A 21876-nucleotide genomic window follows, 5' to 3' on the forward strand; every position below is an offset into this window, starting at 1 on the left:
AATTAAACGAAAAGTAATGGGAATAAAAGATTTTTAGGTATTAAATAAGCTGATTACCGAACTCATCTTGAATATGAAAGCTATATAAATTTTTATTTTATTGCCCTGATCATGGCGGTATGATTATCGTTGGGTAAAAATCCCACCAGCTCAACTGTGTTGAATCCTGCTGATTTAATGACATTTAATTCGTGTTCGAGAGTCAATGGCGTATCAAAATGTACAAAAACATCATCTTTGATTCCGTCTCTGAGTCTTCGCCTGTTATATTCGGAAAATGCCAGATCTTCTATAGCTTGTGATGTGGCGATGTAATCACATTCAATATACACGCCGCCCGGTTTCAAACAGTCAAATATTTTTTTGAACAGCATTTTCTTCTTTTCGAAGGTGTAATGATGTAAAGTTTGAAAAGAGACAACTGCATCAAAACGTTCCATTCCCATATCGTAAGTAAAATAATCTTCGCAAACTAAAGTAAGATTCTTATCATGGTGTTTTGAGTAGAGCTTTTGCAACATTTTATTCGATAAGTCAACCCCAACCGTTTGTAAATTGGGAAAGCGGATAAAGATGTAATCCAACTCAAGACCGGTTCCGCAGCCAATATCTAAAAGGGTTTCGGTTGATACCGGCAATAGATCTGCCATCCATTGATAATAACTTTTCCACTTAGACATGTGTTCTTCATAAAAGTGGATTCTTGCCTCAAAGAAGCCCGCCATTGTTTCAAGAGGTTCATCCTTAGTTTCATCAAGCCATTTTTTCAGTTCCTGATAATCTTTATCCATAATAATACCTCATTTTTGTAGTTAATCAGTATAGTAGAATATTGGCGTTTCTATATTTTAAATTTATATAACAATAAACCTTGCATACTGTATCACTACAGTCTACAAGGTTTATTTGGTGGGAGGAGATGGATTCGAACCATCGAAGTCAGTGACAACAGATTTACAGTCTGCCCCCTTTGGCCACTCGGGAATCCTCCCATATATTTAATTGGTGCCCAGAGCCGGAATCGAACCAGCGACACGAGGATTTTCAGTCCTCTGCTCTACCAACTGAGCTATCTGGGCGTGCCTTACAGAAAATTTGGTGGGCCTTCAGGGACTCGAACCCCGGACCAACCGGTTATGAGCCGGTTGCTCTAACCAACTGAGCTAAAGGCCCTCGTAAACGCGACAAGTGATAGTATAAATTAAAAAATAGGATTAGTCAAGTATTTTTTTTAATTTTATTAATTTTTTGCTCACATCTTCACTTGAAAAAGAAAATTCCATCCCCTGGAGTATATAGACGGAAATAATTTTTTGATTAATTGACAATTTTATACCTTGATTAAGAGATTTGGTATATATTTGAAGTGTTTTATAAGGATTAATATTCCTTGGGTTTATTTGCAAGTCAATACAGCTTTGTTGTATAATAAAAAATAAATTTCATATAGTTTGTAGGCGAAGAGAAAGCCTAAAATGCTAATTTCAAAATTTGCTATACAAAAAATACGTATTTTGAACAATACTAAGTATTATATAAATCAAATTATGAGGTGCAAAATGGAATACTTGAACGTATTAAAGGATCTTAGCATGTATGTTGGGGTATCAGGAAGAGAAAAAGAAATATCCCAATACATAGAGGGACTGTTTAAAAATTATTGCGATGAGGTAAGAATAGACGAATTTTATAACGTATGCGGATATAAAAAAGGATCCGGTGATACCGGAAAAAAGATTATGATTATGGCTCATCATGATGAAATAGGTATGTTGGTTAAAAGCATTGATGACAGGGGATTTGTGAAATTTACCAACATAGGCGGAATAGATACTAAAATTCTTTTGGCGCAAGAGGTTATCATTCACGGTAGTGAGGATATTTACGGAGTTATTGGGGCAAAGCCTCCGCACCTTCTTAAACCTGAGGATACAAAGAAGGCTGTCAAGATGGAGGATTTATATATAGATACCGGACTTTCAAAAGAGAATATATCAAAGCTGGTTTCAATAGGAGATGTTATAACCTTTAAGACTTATCTTTTTGAACTTAAGGGAAATAAATTAAGTTCAAAATGCCTTGATAACAGAGCCGGAGTTGCCGCTTTACTGGATATTATGGAGAGGCTGTCAAAACTCAGCCACAATGATGATGTGATATTTGTTGCTACATCACAGGAAGAGCTTGGATTGAGCGGTGCAAAAATAGCCTCCTACAATATTAATCCGGACATGGCAATTGTTATCGATGCCTGTCATGGAGAAATTCCTGATGCTTCAAAAGACGAAACCTATGCTTTGGGCAAAGGACCTGCCATAGCAATAGGGCCGAACATTCACAGAGCATACACCAATAAAATAATTGAGGTGGCAAAGGAAGAAAACATACCTTATCAGATTGATGTGGAGCCGGGAAATACGGGAACTGAGGCTTGGGCAACCCAGGTGTCGAGGGCGGGAATTCCGTCATTGCTCATTTCCATTCCGGTAAAATATATGCATACTACTGTAGAGACTTTACACATAAATGATATTAAGAATACAGGTAAACTGGTTTCAAGATTTGTTTCAGGATTGTAGTTTGTACCTTCTCTTTTTGTCTGATTTCCAAAGAGAAAGCATTAAGAGATGAATTAAGCGAGAAATTTTATTTATGGCTGAAATGGAGGAAACAACGTGTACTTAAAAGAACTTACAGAATTAAATGGGGTTTCGGGAAATGAAGACGAAGTCAGGGAATTTATAAAAGAGCATATTAAGGAATTGGCCGATGAGATAAAAATTGATTCGATGGGAAATCTTATTGCCTTTAAGAAAGGCAAAAGCAAAAAACTCAAGGTAATGCTTTCAGCCCATATGGATGAAGTGGGATTTATGGTTACAGGTTTTGGCGATAGTGGTGTTATAAAATTTGCCACTGTTGGAGGTATTGATGAAAGAATACTTCCTGGCAAGAGAGTATTGGTTGGAGAAAAAAAGATTCCTGGGGTAATTGGCTCAAAACCTATTCATATGCAAGAAAAAGATGAACGGAATGCTAATGTGAAGTTAAAGAAAATGTATATAGATATTGGCACCGATAAAAAGGAAGAAACTGAGAAATTGGTGTCATTGGGAGATTATATTGCTTTTCACAGTCCCTATACAGAATTTGGCGACGGGCTTGTAAAGGCAAAGGCTTTGGACGATAGAGTGGGCTGTGCAATACTTATGGAGGCACTGAAAGAAAGATATGAATTTGACTTGTATGCCTGCTTTACGGTTCAGGAAGAAGTAGGGCTCAGAGGTTCTGAAGTTGCTGCCTATACTGTTAATCCCGACATTGCATTGGTGGTTGAGGGTACAACTTGTTCCGATGTACCTGGAGTGGAAAAGAGTGAGTATTCTACAGTCTTAGGTGAAGGGGCAGCCCTTACAATAATGGACCGTACATCGTATCCCGACAAGAATTTTGTTAATTATATATATGAGTTGGCACAACGAAACAAATTACCGGTACAATTTAAACAAACCAATACCGGAGGCAATGATGCGGGAAAAATTCAGATGAGCAGAAGCGGAGTAGTAACTGCTTCTATATCAGTACCTTGCAGGTACATTCATTCCCCGGTATCGGTTATGAGCAAAAAGGACTTTAACAGTTGCAAGGATATAGTAATAGCAGTTTTAAAAGACCTTGGAACAAGAGAAGAAGCTTATTGATAAAGTAAAAGAAATAGCTACGGAAATGCGAATAGGACATAAAACAGGAGGAATTATAAATGTTTGAGTTAATAAAAAGGTTGACACAATCTTTTGGTGTTTCAGGCAATGAAGAAGAAATAAGGGAGACTATCATTAATGAAATAAAGAATGATATACAGGAAATAAGAGTGGATACTTTGGGTAATCTTATTGCCACAAAACCGGGAAAAGGCAAAAAGATTATGGTGGCAGCACATATGGATGAAATTGGAGTGATGGCAACTTATATCGATGAAAAGGGATTTATAAGGTTTTCCAATATTGGAGGAGTTTCAGCCTTTGTTTCTTTGGGACAGAAAGTAAAGTTCAAAAACGGTACAGTGGGTGCAGTATTTTACGAGGATAAACTGGAAGATATGAAGAATTTAAAACTGTCAAAGATGTATATAGATATCGGTGCAAAGGATAAAAAAGAGGCTGAAAAATTAGTTCGCATTGGCGATGTTGCCTGCTTTGTGGGAGATGCTGTAAGGCAGGGAGATATGGTTATATCCAAAGCAATTGACGATAGAAGCGGATGTGCAGTACTTATTGAAGCTATAAAGCGTCTGCCCCAGACAGATAATGAGATATATTTTGTATTTACCGTTCAGGAGGAATTGGGACTTAGAGGGGCAAAAACAGCTGCTTACCAGTTGAAGCCCGATATTGCAATTGCAGTAGATGTCACTGCTACAGGAGATACTCCCGAGGCAAACCTTATGGAAGTAAAATGCGGAGGCGGACCTGCCATAAAGATAAAGGACAGATCAGTAATATGCCATCCTGAAGTTAAAAAATTATTGGAAGAATCGGCCAGGAATATAAATATACCGTATCAGTTTGAGGTACTTGAGTATGGCGGCAGTGACCCCGGTGCAATCCATATTTCAGCAGGAGGAGTTCCGTCGGGTGCAATTTCAATTCCCTGCAGATATCTTCACAGCCCGGTGGAAGCTGCAAGCCTTGAAGATATTGAAAATGCGGTAAAATTACTAATTGAAGCAATAAAATAAACCATTGGTGAATAAAAATATAATAGGCAATTTAAATTCGTTTTTACAGGAGGACAGAATTTTGAAAAAAGTTGCCTATTTATTTTTTGCTTTAATATTGCTTATGCTCTCTGGCTGTGTTGAAAATAAAAAAGATGTTTTGACAGAGCGATCAGAGTCTTTATTTGTGACTGAAGATGAAAAAAACAATAACTATAACATGAATTACCGGTTAGACAGTGAAGAATACGATACGGATTTTACCGAAAAGGATATATATGAAATAAATATGAAAAGGGATTTACTGTGCCTTATAATGGCCTATCCTGAATATGTATCGGGGTTTGAAAGAGGTACCGGAGATGAAGTATATGTAGTCATGAAATCCGGCACAAAAATTTTGTATGACGATAAAATCCCTAAAACATACGAGCAGAAGCTGGCAAATGCAGATTTGCAAGATACACTGGAAATGCTTTATCCGCTGTCCGATATTTCAGAATTAATGGATGAGAACTATGACCCGGGCAGGATAAGGTGCTATAAATTTTTAAAAGAGGTCTACGGAGGTTCCCGCAAGGAGATAGAGAAAAGTTTAAAAGGGGTTAATATGGGCGGAAAGGTATGTCTGTTTAATGACAGAAATAATGCAGCTGAATCGTTAAAGAAGGCGGTAAAGGAAATAAGTACTGCTGCAAGCAGTAATTTATCGGCAAATATTTTTCCGGTTAACGGTACATACAACTACCGTGTTATTGCAGGTACAAACCAATTAAGTCCGCATGCTTTTGGTATTGCGATAGATTTCAGAAGCGATAAAAGGGATTATTGGAAGTGGGCAAGCAGAGAATTGGGGCAGCAGAGATTGAATCAATATCCAAGAAAAGTTGTAAAAATTATGGAAGACAATAATTTTATATGGGGCGGAAAATGGGCACACTTTGACATTCTGCATTTTGAATACAGACCGGAACTTATCATAAAAGCCCGGTATCATGTTGAGGATTTTGAAAGGATAGACCCGTGGTATTATGGCTTTCCTTCGGAAGATGAAGCGGTTAAGGGCTATATTGAAACAATAGATAAAATATAGAACAAAGTATAAAATTGTATTTTACCAGCTGAGAATTATATCTACTACTAAAGATTTAAACACAGCGAAATATTCCCGGATTACGCTGTTGGGGAACACTAAAGTTTCTGTTTTGGAAGGTATTCCGTAAGGAATAAAGCCATTTACCGAGGCTAAAACCTTAGATCTTGCCATATGGAAATCACTTGTGACAACCAAAACTTTATAATCGCTTCTTCCGGTCATTTCATTGAGTATTTGCTTTGTATATTTGAAATTTTCCATGGTGCTGGTGGCTTTGGATTCAACTATAATTTTATCTTCAGGTATGCCATTTGCCACAAGATAGTTTTTCATGGCTTCGCCTTCGGAAATAGTTTCTCTGAGTCCTACTCCGCCAGTTACTATTACTTCCAAATCAGGATGTTCTTTTAGGAACAATATGCCTTGATCCAACCTATATTGCAGAGTTTTTGTTACTTGACCATTTTTTAATCCTCCACCGAGAATTATTACATAGTCCACATCGGTGTATGGGTCTGCATCAGCATTGGAAAAAATAAGTCCTACTACTACAACAAAAGATATTATAAATCCCCATACACATATTTTTATTGTCCTTCGCAAAATAGTATTTTGTATTTTTGACAAGCTGAATATTCCTTTTATTTTTAGCACGTTATATGTTATTAAAACAGTTCCGGCCAATAGAGGAAACAGTATACCGAAATTTACTCCTGTTTCGGCGATAATTAAAATAATTGTATCCAACACACCTATTATACCTAAGATTAAACCAATATATGTTATGGCTTTATCTATCCATTTTTTCATAAATAACTTCTACACTCCTATTTTTATAATCAAAACTGTATAAGCCACTATTGCGGCTATAGCAAAAATTTAAAATTAATTTCTGGCTCTTTTAAAATGCGCATCGAAAAATATTTGTCAATATGCTTTACAATAAACCTATAATACATTATAAATTAAAATTACTTATAATGCGACTACGTTTCAACTATTTTATAAAAATTTAATAGAAATATTATATTGGCAAAGGAAAAATAAAAAAGGAGTTTTTGGATATAACAGCGAATAAAACAGGTAGACAGGAATTTTTCGTAATCCGGCAAAGGTCTGAGTATTATTCCCATGTTTTGTTAACTTAATTTATCGATAAAATTTGGAGGTGCTTATATGAAAATAACATTTTTAGGTGCAGCAAAAACTGTTACCGGTTCATGCTGTCTGGTTGAAACCCAGAATACGAAGTTTTTGGTTGATTGTGGCTTGTTTCAGGGACAGGCAAAGGAAGAAGCATTGAATTCGGAAGCACTTCCATTAAATCCGGCTGAATTGGACTATATATTTTTGACCCATGCTCATATTGACCACAGTGGAAAGATACCTAAAATTTGCAAAGACGGTTTTAAGGGAGAGATATATGCAACTAAAGCAACGGTAGAACTATGTGAGATAATGCTTCCCGACTGCGGTCATATACAGGAGTCTGAAAACGAGTGGAAGAATAAAAAAAGGCTTAGGGCAGGAAAACCTCCATTAGAGCCTATTTATACTTATCAGGATGCATTGGATTGTATGAAGTTTTTTAAAAAAGTCAGGTATGGAGAAGCAATAAAAATTAACGACGAAATCAAAGTACGTTTTAATGATGCCGGCCATATACTTGGGTCTGCAATTATCGAATTCTGGATTATGGAAAAGGGTAAGGAAACCAAAATTGTATTTTCCGGAGACTTGGGCAATAGAGATATGCCAATAATTAGAGATCCATCCATAATAGAAAGTGCAGATTATCTTGTAATTGAATCTACTTACGGGAACAGAATTCATGAAAATAAAACCAATAAATTTGAATATTTCGTCGATATCATAAACGAAACAATAGATAAAGGCGGAAATGTAGTCATACCGTCCTTTGCTGTCGGCAGAACCCAGGAAGTGATATATGAACTTAATAAGGAAAAGGAATCCTTCGATGGCAAACTGAAAAAGCTGTTCAGTATTCCTGTTTTTGTAGACAGTCCGCTGGCCATATCTGCCACAGAAGTTTTTAGAAATAACCTTGATTGCTATGATGAAGAGGCCAGAGAGTACATAAACAATGGAGACAATCCCTTGGATTTTCCGGGACTTCAATTTACCAGAACACCGGAAGAGTCGAAGACTCTAAATGAAAGAAGCGGCAGTGCCATAATAATTTCTGCCAGTGGAATGTGTGAAGCAGGAAGGATTAAGCATCACCTTAAACACAATTTATGGCGTGAAGAATCCACTATATTGTTTGTAGGGTATCAGGCTCAGGGTACTTTAGGTCGCAAATTGATAGACGGTGCTAAAAAAGTAAAAATTTTTGGAGAAGAAATATCTGTAAATGCTCGTATAGAAATGATAGAAGGCTTTTCAGGACATGCGGATAAAGACGGGCTGCTCAATTGGATAGAGGCATTTTATAAGAAACCTTCAAAGATATTTATTGTACATGGTGAAGAGGAATCAATGACTAGCTTTGCCAGAGAAATTAATGATAGATTTAACATCGATACGATTATACCTGAAAAAGGTGAGAGTTTTGTAATTACCGGTGATAAGGTAATTGAGTCGGCTGAAATGATAAAATCGGAAATTTCCTTTAAACGACTTGCCATAATTGATTTGTTGGAGACTTTGAAGGAAGAAATTGATGAGCTTTCAGATATTATAATAAATGATTTGAAGAATGAAAAATCGGATGTTGAAGTGGATGAATTGAGAGTAAAACTTAAGTGTATAGAGAAGTCCATAGTTGATGTTTTAAAGTAGAAACTTTATTTTAAAATGCCCGATGCTCTTTTTATGAGTATCGGGTATTTTAATAATTACATCAGTTAATTTTTTATTTAAAAAGGATTGTGTACGTATCTTCTAGCCCTGAAAACTTACAAGGGATTTGAATAGGTTGATACTAGAGAACTGTTGTTATAGCACAATGTATCCTCTTTTATGTTTTCTGCTATTTAACTGGATGGCGACATGGGCGGTAATCAGTAGATCGACAATAATTTTTAATGTTTAAGCTAAGGATAAAATTTATAATTAAAAATTCTCTAAAAAACTTTACTATATAATTATACCATGATCCATAAGATATGATATACTAAACTGGAAAATGTAGGGCGATAACGTTAAGATAATTCCGATTGATTGAATACGAAAAGTAAGTTTGACAAACAAAATATTGGCAATTTGGTCAATAATCTGAGATAATAAATAAAATAACAAAGGATGGCAGAAAAAATTCTTATTTACTGAGCCGGGCGTATTTCCAATAAAATTGGGAGGAAAAGTTATGACTATAGAAGAACAATTCAATTTGATTGCTAAAGAGTATGATTGTAATCGTAGAAAGTTTATTCCTTGCTTTGATGATTATTATGAAAACACTACCAAATTGATTATTTCCAATATCAATACACCGAGGCGCGTATTGGATCTGGGAGCCGGAACAGGATTACTTACATATTATTGGTATAAGGAGTGTCAATCAGCGGAGTATGTATTAGTTGATATTGCCGATGAAATGCTGGAAATTTCAAGAAAAAGATTTGCCGGAATTGATAGAATACAACATAGAATATTAGATTATACAAAAGAGCTTCCAGAGGGGGATTTTGATGCCATCATTTCAGCATTATCAATCCACCATTTAGAAGATATGCAAAAAGAAGAATTGTTCAGGAACATCTATAATAAGCTGCCAAAAGGTGGAGTGTTCGTTAATTATGATCAGTTTTGTGCAGGAGCAGCTAATATGAATAAGTGGTTTAATTCATATTGGGAGAATCAATTATATAACAGCGGGTTAACGGAGCGTGATATTGAACTGTGGAAGGAACGCAGAAAATTAGATAGGGAATGCTCGGTTGAAACGGAGATTGAGATGTTATATAGATGTAATTTTTCAGAGGTGAAATGCTTGTATTCATATCATAAATTTTCTGTAATTGCTGCTATTAAATAATAGTGAATTTGTTATTTGGCTTAAATTGCCTATCATAAATACTACCCAATTTTAATTACTCAGGTGATGAGATTTTGCAGCGTCTTAACGGCGAATGAATGGATGCAAAAAACACACAGAACATATAAAAACATGGAGGTGCAGAATGATGGAATATAGCACTATTCAGTACAGACAGGTGAAAGACGGCATAGGGTTGATTACCTTAAATCGCCCTGAAAAACGAAATGCTATAAACATTCAGATGAGAATTGAGATCTCTGATTGTTTATGTGAATTGGAGCAGTCATCAGATATAAATGTTGTAATATTTACCGGAGCAGGCAGTTCATTTTCAGCCGGGTTCGATTTAAATGAGTTTAATAATCCTTCTATATTTGATGAACTTTTTGAATCTTCCTCAAAATATCACAGGGACATTTGGAAATTTTCAAAGCCAACGATTGCTGCTATAAATGGGGCGGCAATGGGTGGTGGATTTGATTTGGCAACCCTTTGTGATATACGGATATGTTCCGATTCTGCAACATTTGGGCATCCCGAAGTAAAATTTGGTGCACCTCCGCTTTATACTCCTCTAAGGTGGATAGTTAAAGACGGTATTGCACGAGAACTCTGCCTGACAGGCCGTAAAATTGATGCAAAAGAGGCATTGCGAATTGGATTGGTGAGCGAAATTACAAATAGTTCTGAACTATTACAGCGTGCAATTGAAATCGGTGAAACCATTTTGGAAGCTCCGTCAGATACAATAAAATATATAAAGTCGTATTTTATAAGTAATACTGAAAAAGGATTTGAAGAATCTTTCCTTATTGAGCATGATAAGGCATTTCAAGAAATTTTACTGCCAAAAGCTAAGAATGGGTTTTCACAGCAAAATGGTATGAAATGAATAGTTTATTTACTTACAAGTACTTTACCTATTTAAATAAATAATAAAACAATATAGAGAGGTAGTCATGAATCATAAGGGTACAAAGACAATAGAAACCAAACGATTAATTCTGCGAAAATTTACTAAGGATGATATCTGTTTTGCATATAAAAACTGGACATCGGATGAAGCCGTCACCAAGTATCTTCGTTGGGCAACCCACAAAGATATATCTGTAACTGAAAGAGTCACAAATGAATGGATTGCATCTTATGAAAACCCTGCCTTTTATCAATGGGCAATCGAGCTGAAAAGTATTGGTGAACCCATTGGAAGTATTTCTGTTGTGGAGATGAAAGAAAATCTTGATATAGTACATATAGGCTATTGTATCGGCAGGAAATGGTGGCATCAAGGAATTACCAGTGAAGCATTTAGTGCTATTATACCGTTTCTGTTTGAAGAGGTGGGAGTTAATAGAATCGAAGCACAGCATGATCACAATAATCCCCAATCCGGCAATGTTATGAAGAAATGCGGATTAAAATAAGAAGGAACATTTCGACAGGCTGATTACAACAATCAGGGAATTGTTGACTCATGCATGTACAGCTTGCTCCGGGATGAGTATTTTAGCCGAAAATAAAATCCGACGATTGGGATAGATATCTATCTGATAAAAGAAATATGAGGGGATACGGAAAGGCTAAAAACATGGATAGTATAAGGATTTTTTTTAAGATCATAATGTGTTCTTAATAGTGGAATTTGGATGCAATTTTATTATGCAAACAATAAGCTATTCATTTTACAAAAACGCAAAAAAGATGACAGATATTTCTTGTGTTCCGCAATTTATTCAGTTTAATGATACCTTGACCGGTTATGGCAATAATCTTGAGTCGAAAAATATCAATAAGATTATATTGTTCTTTGGCGGTTCTAACTATATTGCATATAATTCGGTTGGTAAAAATTCCTCAAAATTTGATTACCCTTTTATTTCAGTAGATTATTACGGAACTCAGGATAGCAGAGGTAAAATGAATTTAAAAACGATGAAGAAATCCGCGGAAGATCTATATGAATGGGCAAGGAATCACTATCCCGACAGTGAGATTATAATAATGGGACATAGTTATGGAGCAGGAATGGCAACATATCTGACAAGTGTCCGAGAATGTTACTCTTTGGTCATTGCTGCAGGGTACAGAGATATTTCAGATTTATATAATAAAATCATTCCCGTATTCTGGGGACCATTAAAGGTATTTATATCAAATAATATACGCACTTCGGAATATGCTGAAAAAGTAGAATGTCCGGTTTATATTATTGGATCTTCCGGTGATGAAGTTTTAAGTTTTTCTTTACAAGAAAAGCTTTCATGCAGTTTCAAAAATCCGAAAATAAAAATATTTGATAACATTGCTCATGAAGATTATTTTTACTCGGATGAGGTAATTAATTTTATAAACCAGGTAATAGGATAATGAAAAGGACTATAGTATGTTTACGTGTAAGGAAATTAAAAATAGACTTTTAGATATCAATTCTATTGTGATATATGGATATGTTCCGATTCTGCAACGTTAGGTTATCCTGAAGTTAAATTTGGCGCACCTTAGCTTTATACTCCTCTAAGGTAGATAGTTAGAGACGGTATAGCGCGAGAACTTTGCCTAACAGGTTGTAAAATTGATGCAAAAGAGGCATTGCGTATTGGATTAGTGAGCGAAATTACAAATAGTTCTGACCTATCTATCGACTCGACTCATGTGGAGTGCGTCACATTGATGTGTGCGTCCAGCTAAGCTGGCAAATGCTAGCAGGTGAAAGTCCTGCAGTGGTAAAGGTAGGGCAGCCACTTAGTCAGTAACCAGCGTATGGAGTAATCTATGCGTTGAAGCGTTACGGAATGTTCCGAAAGGAGCAGGCAAACTGGCGGGTTGTAACATAAAGTGAATACTGCCGCACCGTTATTGACATTCCCGAAAGGGAACAACAGGGAGTCGAGCTGGGACATCAACAGCGAAGACAGCAGATGGTATGAAGAACCCTAAATGCAATACCTAAGAACCCTGCGGTGTAGAGGTAGCGACACGTCAGGAAAGTATTTGCCGGAACTGGAGAGAGCCTACTTTGCACAGGAAACTGTAAAGAGGATGCATATAAGCAAAAGCGAAGTTGCTTTCTGCAAAGAGGCAGTCAGAAGTGCTCATAGTACCAAGGATTGTACAGACAACAAAACTGTGCATAGGGAAGGGGCACAACTTTATTCAAGTCTGTAAAGGAGGTAGGTGCCGGTGATTGCCGAAAAAGCTATAAACACCCATGAAAAAGTACGAGACTTCCAAAACAGACTATACCTTACAGCCAAAGCTGACCGAAAGAGAAAGTTCTATGCGTTGTATGACAAGATATACCGTAAGGACATCTTGGAAGAAGCATGGAAACGGGTAAAACAGAATGGTGGAGCAGGCGGTATTGACAAAGTCAGCATTGATGATGTGAAAGCGTACGGCGAAGAAAAACTGCTGGACGAAATAGCAGAAGATTTGCGGGCAGAGAAATATCGGTGCAAGCCTGTCAGACGAACCTATATTCCAAAACAAGATGGTAGAAAAAGAGCATTAGGAATACCTACGATTAAGGACAGAATAGTGCAGATGGCGGCAAAGATAGTAATAGAGCCGGTATTTGAAGCAGATTTTCAGCCTTGCTCGTATGGGTTCCGACCGAAAAGAAATGCAAAACAGGCAATGGACAGGATATATGAAATGGCAGACAAAGGCGGAGCATTATGGGTAATAGATGCTGACATAAGAGATTATTTTGGGAGCATCAACCATGATAAGCTGCTTTTGCTGGTCAAACAGAGAATAACTGACCGAAGGGTGCTGAAGCTGATAAAAGGCTGGCTGAAGGCAGGAGTGCTGGAAGACGGGCAATACAGTGAAAGTACTGTTGGTGCACCCCAGGGCGGAGTTATTTCACCACTGTTATCCAATATATATTTGAATTATTTTGATGTATGTTGGAGTAAGAGGTTCGGACACTTGGGAGAATTAGTACGATATGCAGATGATTTTGTGATATTATGCAAGAAGTTATCTCAAGCAGAAGAAGCGTTGCGTGCTGTAAAATGGATTATGAAAAAGCTGGAACTAACATTGCATAGTGAGAAAACAAGGCTTGTTGATATGTATTTCGGAAAAGACAGCTTTGATTTTCTCGGCTTCAACAACAGATTTCAGCGATTCAGAAACAAAAGCTGGCAGTGGTATTGGACACTACAGCAGATACCGTCCAAGAAGGCTATGAAGAAAATGAGGGCTAACATCAAAGAGGTGTTTGCAAGTCCGAGCAAATTGCTGTTGAGCATGGAAGAGATGGTTAAGTTGCTCAATCCTAAAATCATTGGCATGAGAAACTATTATGCCAGACGATTTGCAAGACCATGGTTATGGAAGATAGATAAGTATATCAATTTTAAGTTTACCCGTTGGTACAATCGGAAGAAACAACGTAACTATAGGCTAGGGAATGCTGCTAAAGTCAGAGAATTGACTAAGCAAGCGGGACTGGCAAGTATGTGCGGCTGAATGCTGAAGGAAGAAGAATATCGGAAAGCCGTATGCGGGAAAACTGCACGTACGGTTTGATGAGGGGGCGGTGGTAACCCCACTGCTCTACTCTATCGCCGCTGTAAGCCTTGATTTTACTGGGTTTCCGGAATTACATCCAAGTTGTCTACTCAACCTAAAGGGCTAAAATACGTACATGGAATCAAATCGACGAGGTATTTTGGGGTAAAATTTGAGCTCAAAAATAGGTAGGGTTGAGTTGACAGGTTAGATAACAGGTATTTTTCTTAGGGTTGAGGAGACAGGATGGATGTACATTTAATGCAGGTATACTCATTTTCTGAAAAGACTTTATTTATTATGTATAAAGTTGTAATATGTTGAAATTGTTCGTTTCTTCGCATATAATGAAAATTGGAATTTTGTGTTCTGCGAGGTATTCATAATGGATTACTTAACGACAAAACAAGCAGCTGAAAAATGGAATATATCCCCACGCAGAGTTCAAGTTTTATGCGAACAAGGGCGCATTAAGGGCGCTGTACGCCTGGGATGGGCATGGGCGATACCTAAGGATGCTGAGAAACCTTACGATTTGCGTGTGAAAAAAGATAAAAAATAGAGGAGTAGAGTAGAATGGCAAAAGTTAAAAAATCAAAAAATGAAGTAAAAGAGCAGCCTATTGAACAGGTACTTTGGGCAGCTGCGGACAAGCTCCGCAAAAATATGGATGCTGCGGAATATAAGCACGTTGTTCTCGGGCTTATTTTTTTAAAATACATATCAGACAGTTTTTATGATTTATATTATAAACTTAAAGAAGGCAAGGGCGAGTACGAAGGAGCGGACCCTGACGATCCCTATGAGTATCGTGCGGAAAATGTATTCTATGTGCCACCGCAGGCACGCTGGGATTATCTTCAAAGTCGAGCCAAGCTGCCGACGAACGGCAAAGATATAGACGAAGCTATGGAGGCCGTAGAAAAGGATAACCCATCCCTCAAAGGCGTTTTGCCGAAAGAATACGCAAAAGAAAAGCTGGACAAGCAGTCTCTCGGTGGCCTGATTGATTTGATAGGTACGATTGCGCTTGGTGACAGCGTTTCTAAATCAAGTGATATACTTGGGCAGGTATATGAGTATTTTCTTGGACAGTTTGCACTTGCAGAAGGTAAAAAAGGCGGACAGTTCTATACGCCCCGTTCCGTAGTACAGTTGCTTGTTGAAATGCTCGAACCTTACGAGGGCAGGGTTTTTGACCCTTGCTGCGGCAGTGGCGGTATGTTCGTTCAAAGCGAGAAATTCGTTGAAGCTCACAGAGACCACTATAACGGAAAATCAAGAGAGATTGACAAGCTTTTCGAGCGTGTTGTTTCTATCTATGGTCAGGAAAGCAACCAAACAACATGGCGGCTTTGCAAAATGAACCTTGCCATACGAGGTATTGACAGCACCAATGTTTTGTGGAACAGCGAAGGTTCATTTTTAAACGATGCTCACCCCGACCTTAAGGCTGACTTTGTAATTGCCAATCCGCCTTTTAATGACAGCGACTGGAGCGGAGAACTTCTGAGGAATGACGGTCGCTGGAAGTATGGTGTGCCGCCGGTATCCAATGCAAACTATGCATGGATCCAGCACTTTTTGTATCACCTTTCGCCCAAAGGAACCGCCGGCTTCGTTATGGCTAAGGGCTCCCTTTCGTCAAAAACAAACGGCGAGGGAGAAATCCGCAAAAACATTATTGAAGCCGGGCTTGTAGATTGTATTGTAAACCTGCCGGCAAAGCTATTTTTGAACACCCAAATTCCCGCATGCTTATGGTTCTTGTCAAGGGAAAAGGAAACAAATCCGAACCACCCGCGCCGGAACAAGATTTTGTTCATCGATGCGCGGAATATGGGAACATTGATAAACCGCAGGACCCGTGAACTAACCGACGAGGACATCAGTAAAATTGCCGATACATATCACAACTGGAAAAAGGACGACGGCTCCTATGAGGACATCCCCGGCTTTTGCAAGTCCGCAACGCTTGATGAGGTGCGGGAGCTGGATTATGTACTGACTCCGGGTAGGTATGTTGGCTTGCCGGATGAAGAAGACGACTTCAACTTTGAAGAGCGTGTCCAAAAACTGACGGCAGAGCTGAAAACTCAGATGGAAGAGAGCACTAAGCTGGATGATAGGATAAAGGAAAATCTGGCGAAAGTAGGTATTGAGTTATGACGGAGTGGAGAGAGTGTAAGCTTGGAGATGTAATTGTATTAAACTACGGTAAAGCCTTGCCCGAAAAAAAACGGGTTTTTGGTAATATTCCTGTTTATAGTTCGGCAGGTTTAACTGGCTATCATAACGAAAGTTTGGTTAACGGACGGGGAATTATTATTGGAAGAAAAGGCACTATTGGCAGTGTGCATTTTTCATATAAACCTTTTTGGTGTATTGATACAGCTTACTACATAACGGATAATGAGGAATACAATTTAAAATATATATATTATCTTTTACAAACCCTTGGTTTAAATGAATTAAATGAAGATAGTGCAGTTCCCGGATTAAATAGAAATACAGCATATCAGCAAGATATTTCTTTCCCCCCTCTTCCCGAACAAAAAGCAATTGCTGAGGTTTTATCCTCCCTTGACGATAAAATCGACCTTCTGACAAGGCAGAATAAAACATTGGAGGATTTGGCACAGGCTTATTTTAGAAAATGGTTTATTGAAGATGCAAGTAGTGAGTGGGAAGTTGGAAAATTAGGGGATGAATTCAATATTACAATGGGACAATCTCCTAAAGGAGAAACATATAACGATTTAAAGATTGGATTGCCATTTTTCCAAGGGAAGGCAGAATTTGGCTTCAGATTTCCATTAGAAAAACAGTATTGCAGTGAACCCATTAAAATAGCTGATAAATTTGATACTTTACTAAGTGTCCGTGCTCCGGTAGGAGCACTGAATATGGCCCTGTATAAATGTTGTATAGGGCGTGGTTTGGCTATTCCAATACATAAAAAGGGATACAAGCATTATACATTCTATAAAATGAAATCATTACAAGAATTATTCAATACATTTGATGATGATGGAACGGTTTTTGGATCTATTAGCAGAGAAAAATTTCTTTCGATTGATAATGTTATTCCTCCAGAGAAATTGGTGTGCTATTTTGATAATTTTGCGAAATATTTTGATTTAAAAATATATGAAAACACCGTTCAAATTCGTACTTTATCAAAACTTCGTGATACTTTGCTACCCAAGTTAATTAGCGGTGAAGTTCGTGTAAATATCTAAGGAGGCACATAATATGGCAAAGCGAAAAATGATTCAGTATAGCTTAATACAGAATTCTATCGCTGCCTATTTTGCTGCCATTGAGATCCACAATAAACCCAACATACCTTATCGATATGAAACAACTACATTATTGCTCTTTAATGCTTGGGAGTTAATTTTAAAAGCGTTTATCAGAAAATATATAAAGAACAGATCTATCTTTGAAAACGATGGGCGTACAATTTCATTTAGTAAAGCAGTTACGTATGTAAATGAATATTTAAACAGACAAAAAGAAAACAGTTTTACTGCTATAAAAGAGAATCTATCCTTAATAGAAGAATACAGAAATAACATAGCACACTTCTATCGTGAATCTCTTGATCCTCAAATTTTTATGCTACTTGCTCGTTGTGCACTAAACTATGTTGAATTTGTTAAAGAATATTTTGGGAAAGATATAACTGATAAAGAGGGATTATTCATAATGCCTCTTGGGTTCAAGTTGCCGTTCAAACCGCAAGACTTTTTATCGAAAAAAGCAGTCAGCAGTGTCTATTCTGAGGAGGCAAAGAAATTTGTTGAAAAGATAATAAGAGTAATTCAGGACTTAAGAGATCAAAATATTGAAGAGTCAGTAGTTTTAGGATTTAATGTCTATATGGAGAGCGTAAAAAAGATATCCAACAGTGATTTGCTTGTTGCAATAACATCACAAGATGAAGCAGATGCTAATTTTGTAAAAGTTAGCAAAGTTCAATTGGTGAAAGACCCCAATGCACAGAAAGTATATTTGTCTGATGAGGAAATTCTTAAAAATTACCCTCTAACCTATAGTGATGTATTCTGTAAATGCAAGGAACAAATTCCAGGCTTTAAAAAAAATAAAGATTTTGACGACATTATAAGAAAGTTAAAAGAAAACCCGACTTTAAGTCATCATAGAAAACTCAATCCTAAGAGCAAGAAAACATCAACGACATTTCTATATTCAGATAAGATTATAGATGAGATAAAAAAAGAGTATAACCAAAGAGGTGCAGAAGATGCCTAAGCTTTGTGAATCTGAAATTGAAAAAATGGCAATAGAAGAACTGGTGAAATTGGGCTATGAATACTTTTCTGGCCCGGATATAGCACCGGATGCACCTTTTGCAGAGCGTAAAGGTTATGGGGATGTTCTGCTTAAGAAAAGGCTGATTGACGCGGTAATACAGCTTAATCCCGGACTTCCTTATGATGTGGTTATAGAGGCGGTAAATAAAGTTTCCCGTATCAGTTCATCAAATCTGATTGGCGACAATGAAACTTTCCATAAAATGCTGGTTGACGGTGTGCCTGTCGAATACCGCAAAAACGGAGATATTGTTGGCGATTATGTAAAGCTTGTGGATTTCTCGGAAGATGGAGTTGACAACAACGAATTTCTTGTAGTCAACCAGTTTACCGTTATTGAGAACAATAACAATAAGCGGCCTGATATTCTTCTATTTATCAACGGTATTCCTATGGTGCTGTTTGAGCTTAAAAATCCGGTTGATGAAAATGCCACAATTCGCAAAGCTTATGACCAGATCTGCACATACAAGGCAATTATACCAAGCCTTTTCACATATAACGAGATATGCGTTATTTCAGATGGGCTGGAAGCTAAGGCAGGTTCATTAACCGCTCCATTCTCACGTTTTTCCACATGGAAAACAAAAGACGGGCTGAATGAAGCCTCACGATTTGAAGATCAGCTTACCACCCTTATTCACGGGCTGTGCAACAAGAAAACCTTGCTCGACTATATACGCAATTTTATAACCTTTGAAAAGAGCAAAACTGAGGATAAAAAGACCAAAATAACAAAAGTGGAAACTGTCAAGAAAATTGCCGCCTATCATCAGTATTACGCTGTTAATAAAGCTGTTAAAAGTACGATTGAAGCGGCAAGGGCGGATGGCAGCAAAAAAGCCGGTGTTATATGGCATACTCAAGGATCCGGCAAATCCCTTTCTATGGTTTTTTATGCTGGAAAACTGGTGCAAAACCTTAACAATCCAACTATAGTTGTTATTACCGACAGAAATGATTTGGACGATCAACTCTTTGATACTTTTGCTGGAAACAGCGACCTTCTGCGCCAGCCGCCGAAGCAGGCGGAAAGCTGCGAGCATTTAAAAGAATTATTAAAGGTAGCATCCGGAGGCATAGTTTTTACCACTATTCAAAAATTCATACCTGATAATGACAGCTCGGTTTATGAGCTTTTGTCGGAAAGAGACAACATAGTAGTTATAGCCGATGAAGCGCACCGCACGCAGTACGGCTTTAACGCGAAACTCAGAGAAATAAAGGACGAAAACAATCAGGTTGTAGGGCAGCGCATAGCTTATGGTTTTGCCAAATATATGCGCGATGCCTTGCCAAACGCTACTTTTATAGGCTTTACAGGTACACCTGTTGAAAAGCAGGATGCCAACACGCCGGCGGTATTTGGCAATTACATAGATATTTACGACATTGCACAAGCGGTTGAAGATAAGGTGACAGTTAAAATATATTATGAAAGCCGTCTGGCTAAAGTCAATCTCACCGAGGAAGGCAAAAAGCTGATTGAGGAGTTCGACAGGGAACTTGAAGAAGTAGATGAAAAAGACGAAGCAAAAGCCGCAAAAATGAAATGGGCAAAGCTTGAGGCTATTGTCGGCAATAAAGAACGACTTGCCACTCTCGCAAAAGACATTGTTACGCATTTTGAAGACCGGCAGAAAGTATTTCAGGGTAAAGCGATGATTGTTGCCATGAGCCGTAGAATCGCCGTTGATTTGTATAATGAAATCATAAAGCTTCGCCCTGAGTGGCATAGTGACGATTTGGACAAGGGTGCTATCAAAGTTGTTATGACATCTTCCAGTTCTGATGGTCCTGAAATGCAGAAACACCATACTACTAAAGAGCAGCGAAAAATGCTTGCACAGCGTATGAAAGATGAAAATGATCCACTGAAAATTGTCATCGTGCGCGATATGTGGCTGACTGGCTTTGACGTTCCATGCCTCAACACCATGTATATCGATAAGCCGATGAAGGACCACAACCTTATGCAGGCAATAGCGCGCGTAAACCGTGTTTTCAAGGACAAGCCGGGCGGGCTGATTGTCGATTATATCGGGATTGCCCCAAACCTAAAAAAAGCTTTAAGTTTCTATGCAGAGAGCGGTGGCAAGGGAGTACCTGCTGAAACTCAGGCAAGGGCTGTAGAAATAATGCTTGAAAAGCTAGAAGTTGTCCGGCAGATTTTACACGGATTTGATTATACGAGCTTTTTCAAAGCAGAAGTAAAGGACAAGCTTTCTATTATCCTTCGCGCTGAAGATTTTATTTTATCTACAGATGATAAAAAAGCGCGTTTTATTAAGGAAGTAACCCTCCTAAGCCAGGCTTATGCACTTGCCAAACCTGATAAGGCAACGGTTACACATGCAGAGGAAATAGCGTTTTTCCAAGCAGTTAAGGCAAGACTCACTAAATTTGAAACAAGCGGCGAAAGTGGCATAAATTACGATTCTGTTATAAAAAACATTGTTGATTCGGCTATTGTATCAGATGAAGTTGTAGATATTTTTGATGCTGCTGGTATTGAAAAGCCGGAATTGTCCATTCTCTCAGATGAATTCCTTATGGAAATTAAAGGGATGAAACATAAGAATCTGGCTATTGAGCTACTAAAAAAGATTTTGTCCGATGAAATAAAAGTACGTTCAAAATATAACCTGACAAAATCAAAATCACTTATGGAAATGCTCACTTTAGCACTAAAACGGTATCAGAACAACCTACTTACAACCGCTGAAATCATAGAAGAGCTTATCCGCATTGCTAAGGAAATTAAAAACGCCGACAGGAGGGGCGAGGAACTCGGCTTGTCCGAGGACGAGCTTGCTTTTTATGATGCGCTTGAAACCAATGATAGTGCGGTTAAAGTCTTGGGTGATGAAACCTTGAGAACAATTGCCCGCGAACTTGCAGATAAAGTGCGTAAAAATGCCACAATTGACTGGACATTAAAAGAAAGTGTCCGCGCAAAACTGATGGTATTGGTTCGCCGGACATTAAATAAATACGGTTATCCGCCTGACAAACAGCAGCGCGCCGTGGAAACGGTTATGAAACAGGCAGAAAACTTAGCGGATATATGGGTTTCTCAAGAAGTGACTTATGATACGAGATTTTTGTCAGATCTTCCAAAAGTAGCGGAAGAAGTGAGTAATTAGTATTTAGTGTAAAGCAGATATTTAATTAAAATGGGTAGATAAAACTCCAAGAA

17 protein-coding genes, 3 tRNA genes and 2 pseudogenes are annotated in these 21876 nt (G+C 37.8%); 17 read left to right on the forward strand and 5 right to left on the reverse strand.

Annotated elements, in window-relative coordinates; genetic code table 11:
- Positions 1–92 precede the first annotated feature (92 nt).
- The 4 genes from CLOCL_RS08195 to CLOCL_RS08210 form a co-directional block, all read right to left on the reverse strand.
- On the reverse strand, positions 93–791 hold the full coding sequence (locus CLOCL_RS08195; RefSeq protein WP_014254886.1) for a class I SAM-dependent methyltransferase: 699 nt from the start codon (positions 789–791) through the stop codon (positions 93–95).
- A gap of 116 nt (positions 792–907) precedes the next feature.
- Positions 908–992, reverse strand: a tRNA-Tyr gene (locus tag CLOCL_RS08200).
- 11 nt (positions 993–1003) lie between these two features.
- Positions 1004–1079, reverse strand: a tRNA-Phe gene (locus CLOCL_RS08205).
- A 17-nt stretch (positions 1080–1096) separates the two neighbouring features.
- Positions 1097–1173: transfer RNA gene (locus CLOCL_RS08210), tRNA-Ile, on the reverse strand.
- Positions 1174–1559: 386 nt separating this feature from the next.
- Here CLOCL_RS08210 and CLOCL_RS08215 point away from each other — a divergent pair.
- From CLOCL_RS08215 to CLOCL_RS08230, 4 genes are all read left to right on the forward strand, one after another.
- Entirely contained in the window at positions 1560–2579 is a 1020-nt protein-coding gene (locus CLOCL_RS08215) for a M42 family metallopeptidase (protein WP_014254887.1), read from the forward strand.
- A 96-nt stretch (positions 2580–2675) separates the two neighbouring features.
- Entirely contained in the window at positions 2676–3701 is a 1026-nt protein-coding gene (locus tag CLOCL_RS08220; protein ID WP_014254888.1) for a M42 family metallopeptidase, read from the forward strand.
- A 59-nt stretch (positions 3702–3760) separates the two neighbouring features.
- Positions 3761–4738, forward strand: a complete 978-nt coding sequence (locus CLOCL_RS08225; protein WP_014254889.1) for a M42 family metallopeptidase — start codon at positions 3761–3763, stop codon at positions 4736–4738.
- A 61-nt stretch (positions 4739–4799) separates the two neighbouring features.
- A complete protein-coding gene (locus tag CLOCL_RS08230; protein WP_014254890.1) occupies positions 4800–5810 on the forward strand; it encodes a M15 family metallopeptidase in 1011 nt (336 codons plus the stop codon).
- Positions 5811–5831: 21 nt separating this feature from the next.
- On the opposite strand, the gene CLOCL_RS08235 is transcribed toward CLOCL_RS08230, so the two are convergent.
- Complete coding sequence (locus CLOCL_RS08235) at positions 5832–6623, reverse strand: YdcF family protein (RefSeq protein WP_014254891.1); 792 nt, start codon at positions 6621–6623, stop codon at positions 5832–5834.
- 366 nt (positions 6624–6989) lie between these two features.
- On the opposite strand from CLOCL_RS08235, the gene CLOCL_RS08240 reads away from it, so the two are divergent.
- The 13 genes and pseudogenes from CLOCL_RS08240 (at position 6990) to CLOCL_RS08290 (ending at position 21823) form a co-directional block, all read left to right on the forward strand.
- Positions 6990–8615 carry an MBL fold metallo-hydrolase RNA specificity domain-containing protein gene (locus CLOCL_RS08240; RefSeq protein ID WP_014254892.1) on the forward strand — a complete coding sequence of 542 codons (1626 nt, stop codon included), beginning with the start codon at positions 6990–6992 and terminating at the stop codon, positions 8613–8615.
- A gap of 526 nt (positions 8616–9141) precedes the next feature.
- Positions 9142–9813 carry a class I SAM-dependent methyltransferase gene (locus CLOCL_RS08245; RefSeq protein WP_014254893.1) on the forward strand — a complete coding sequence of 224 codons (672 nt, stop codon included), beginning with the start codon at positions 9142–9144 and terminating at the stop codon, positions 9811–9813.
- Between the two features lie 148 nt (positions 9814–9961).
- Positions 9962–10708 (forward strand): enoyl-CoA hydratase/isomerase family protein, encoded by a 747-nt coding sequence (locus CLOCL_RS08250; protein ID WP_027621439.1) that lies wholly within the window; start codon positions 9962–9964, stop codon positions 10706–10708.
- A gap of 67 nt (positions 10709–10775) precedes the next feature.
- Positions 10776–11336: pseudogene (locus tag CLOCL_RS08255) on the forward strand (GNAT family N-acetyltransferase).
- Between the two features lie 139 nt (positions 11337–11475).
- Positions 11476–12183: an alpha/beta fold hydrolase gene (locus CLOCL_RS08260; RefSeq protein WP_014254895.1), complete on the forward strand. Its 708-nt coding sequence runs from the start codon at positions 11476–11478 to the stop codon at positions 12181–12183.
- A 66-nt stretch (positions 12184–12249) separates the two neighbouring features.
- Positions 12250–12450, forward strand: a pseudogene (locus CLOCL_RS23945) (enoyl-CoA hydratase/isomerase family protein); the annotation flags it as partial.
- Between the two features lie 303 nt (positions 12451–12753).
- Positions 12754–12981 (forward strand): hypothetical protein, encoded by a 228-nt coding sequence (locus CLOCL_RS22125; RefSeq protein ID WP_144686997.1) that lies wholly within the window; start codon positions 12754–12756, stop codon positions 12979–12981.
- Between the two features lie 15 nt (positions 12982–12996).
- The gene (ltrA, locus tag CLOCL_RS08265; protein WP_014254896.1) at positions 12997–14295 is read left to right on the forward strand and encodes a group II intron reverse transcriptase/maturase; all 1299 of its coding nucleotides are present in this window, start codon (positions 12997–12999) and stop codon (positions 14293–14295) included.
- A 427-nt stretch (positions 14296–14722) separates the two neighbouring features.
- Entirely contained in the window at positions 14723–14899 is a 177-nt protein-coding gene (locus CLOCL_RS08270; RefSeq protein ID WP_014254897.1) for a helix-turn-helix domain-containing protein, read from the forward strand.
- Positions 14900–14913: 14 nt separating this feature from the next.
- Complete coding sequence (locus CLOCL_RS08275; RefSeq protein ID WP_014254898.1) at positions 14914–16506, forward strand: class I SAM-dependent DNA methyltransferase; 1593 nt, start codon at positions 14914–14916, stop codon at positions 16504–16506.
- On the forward strand, positions 16503–17579 hold the full coding sequence (locus tag CLOCL_RS08280; RefSeq protein ID WP_014254899.1) for a restriction endonuclease subunit S: 1077 nt from the start codon (positions 16503–16505) through the stop codon (positions 17577–17579). The genes CLOCL_RS08275 and CLOCL_RS08280 overlap by 4 nt, the downstream gene beginning before the upstream one ends.
- A 13-nt stretch (positions 17580–17592) precedes the next feature.
- Positions 17593–18615, forward strand: a complete 1023-nt coding sequence (locus CLOCL_RS08285) for a DUF3644 domain-containing protein (RefSeq protein ID WP_014254900.1) — start codon at positions 17593–17595, stop codon at positions 18613–18615.
- On the forward strand, positions 18608–21823 hold the full coding sequence (locus tag CLOCL_RS08290; protein WP_014254901.1) for a type I restriction endonuclease subunit R: 3216 nt from the start codon (positions 18608–18610) through the stop codon (positions 21821–21823). The genes CLOCL_RS08285 and CLOCL_RS08290 overlap by 8 nt, the downstream gene beginning before the upstream one ends.
- Positions 21824–21876 lie beyond the last annotated feature (53 nt).

This window comes from Acetivibrio clariflavus DSM 19732 (assembly GCF_000237085.1).
Classification (GTDB): Bacteria; Bacillota; Clostridia; order Acetivibrionales; family Acetivibrionaceae; genus Acetivibrio; species Acetivibrio clariflavus.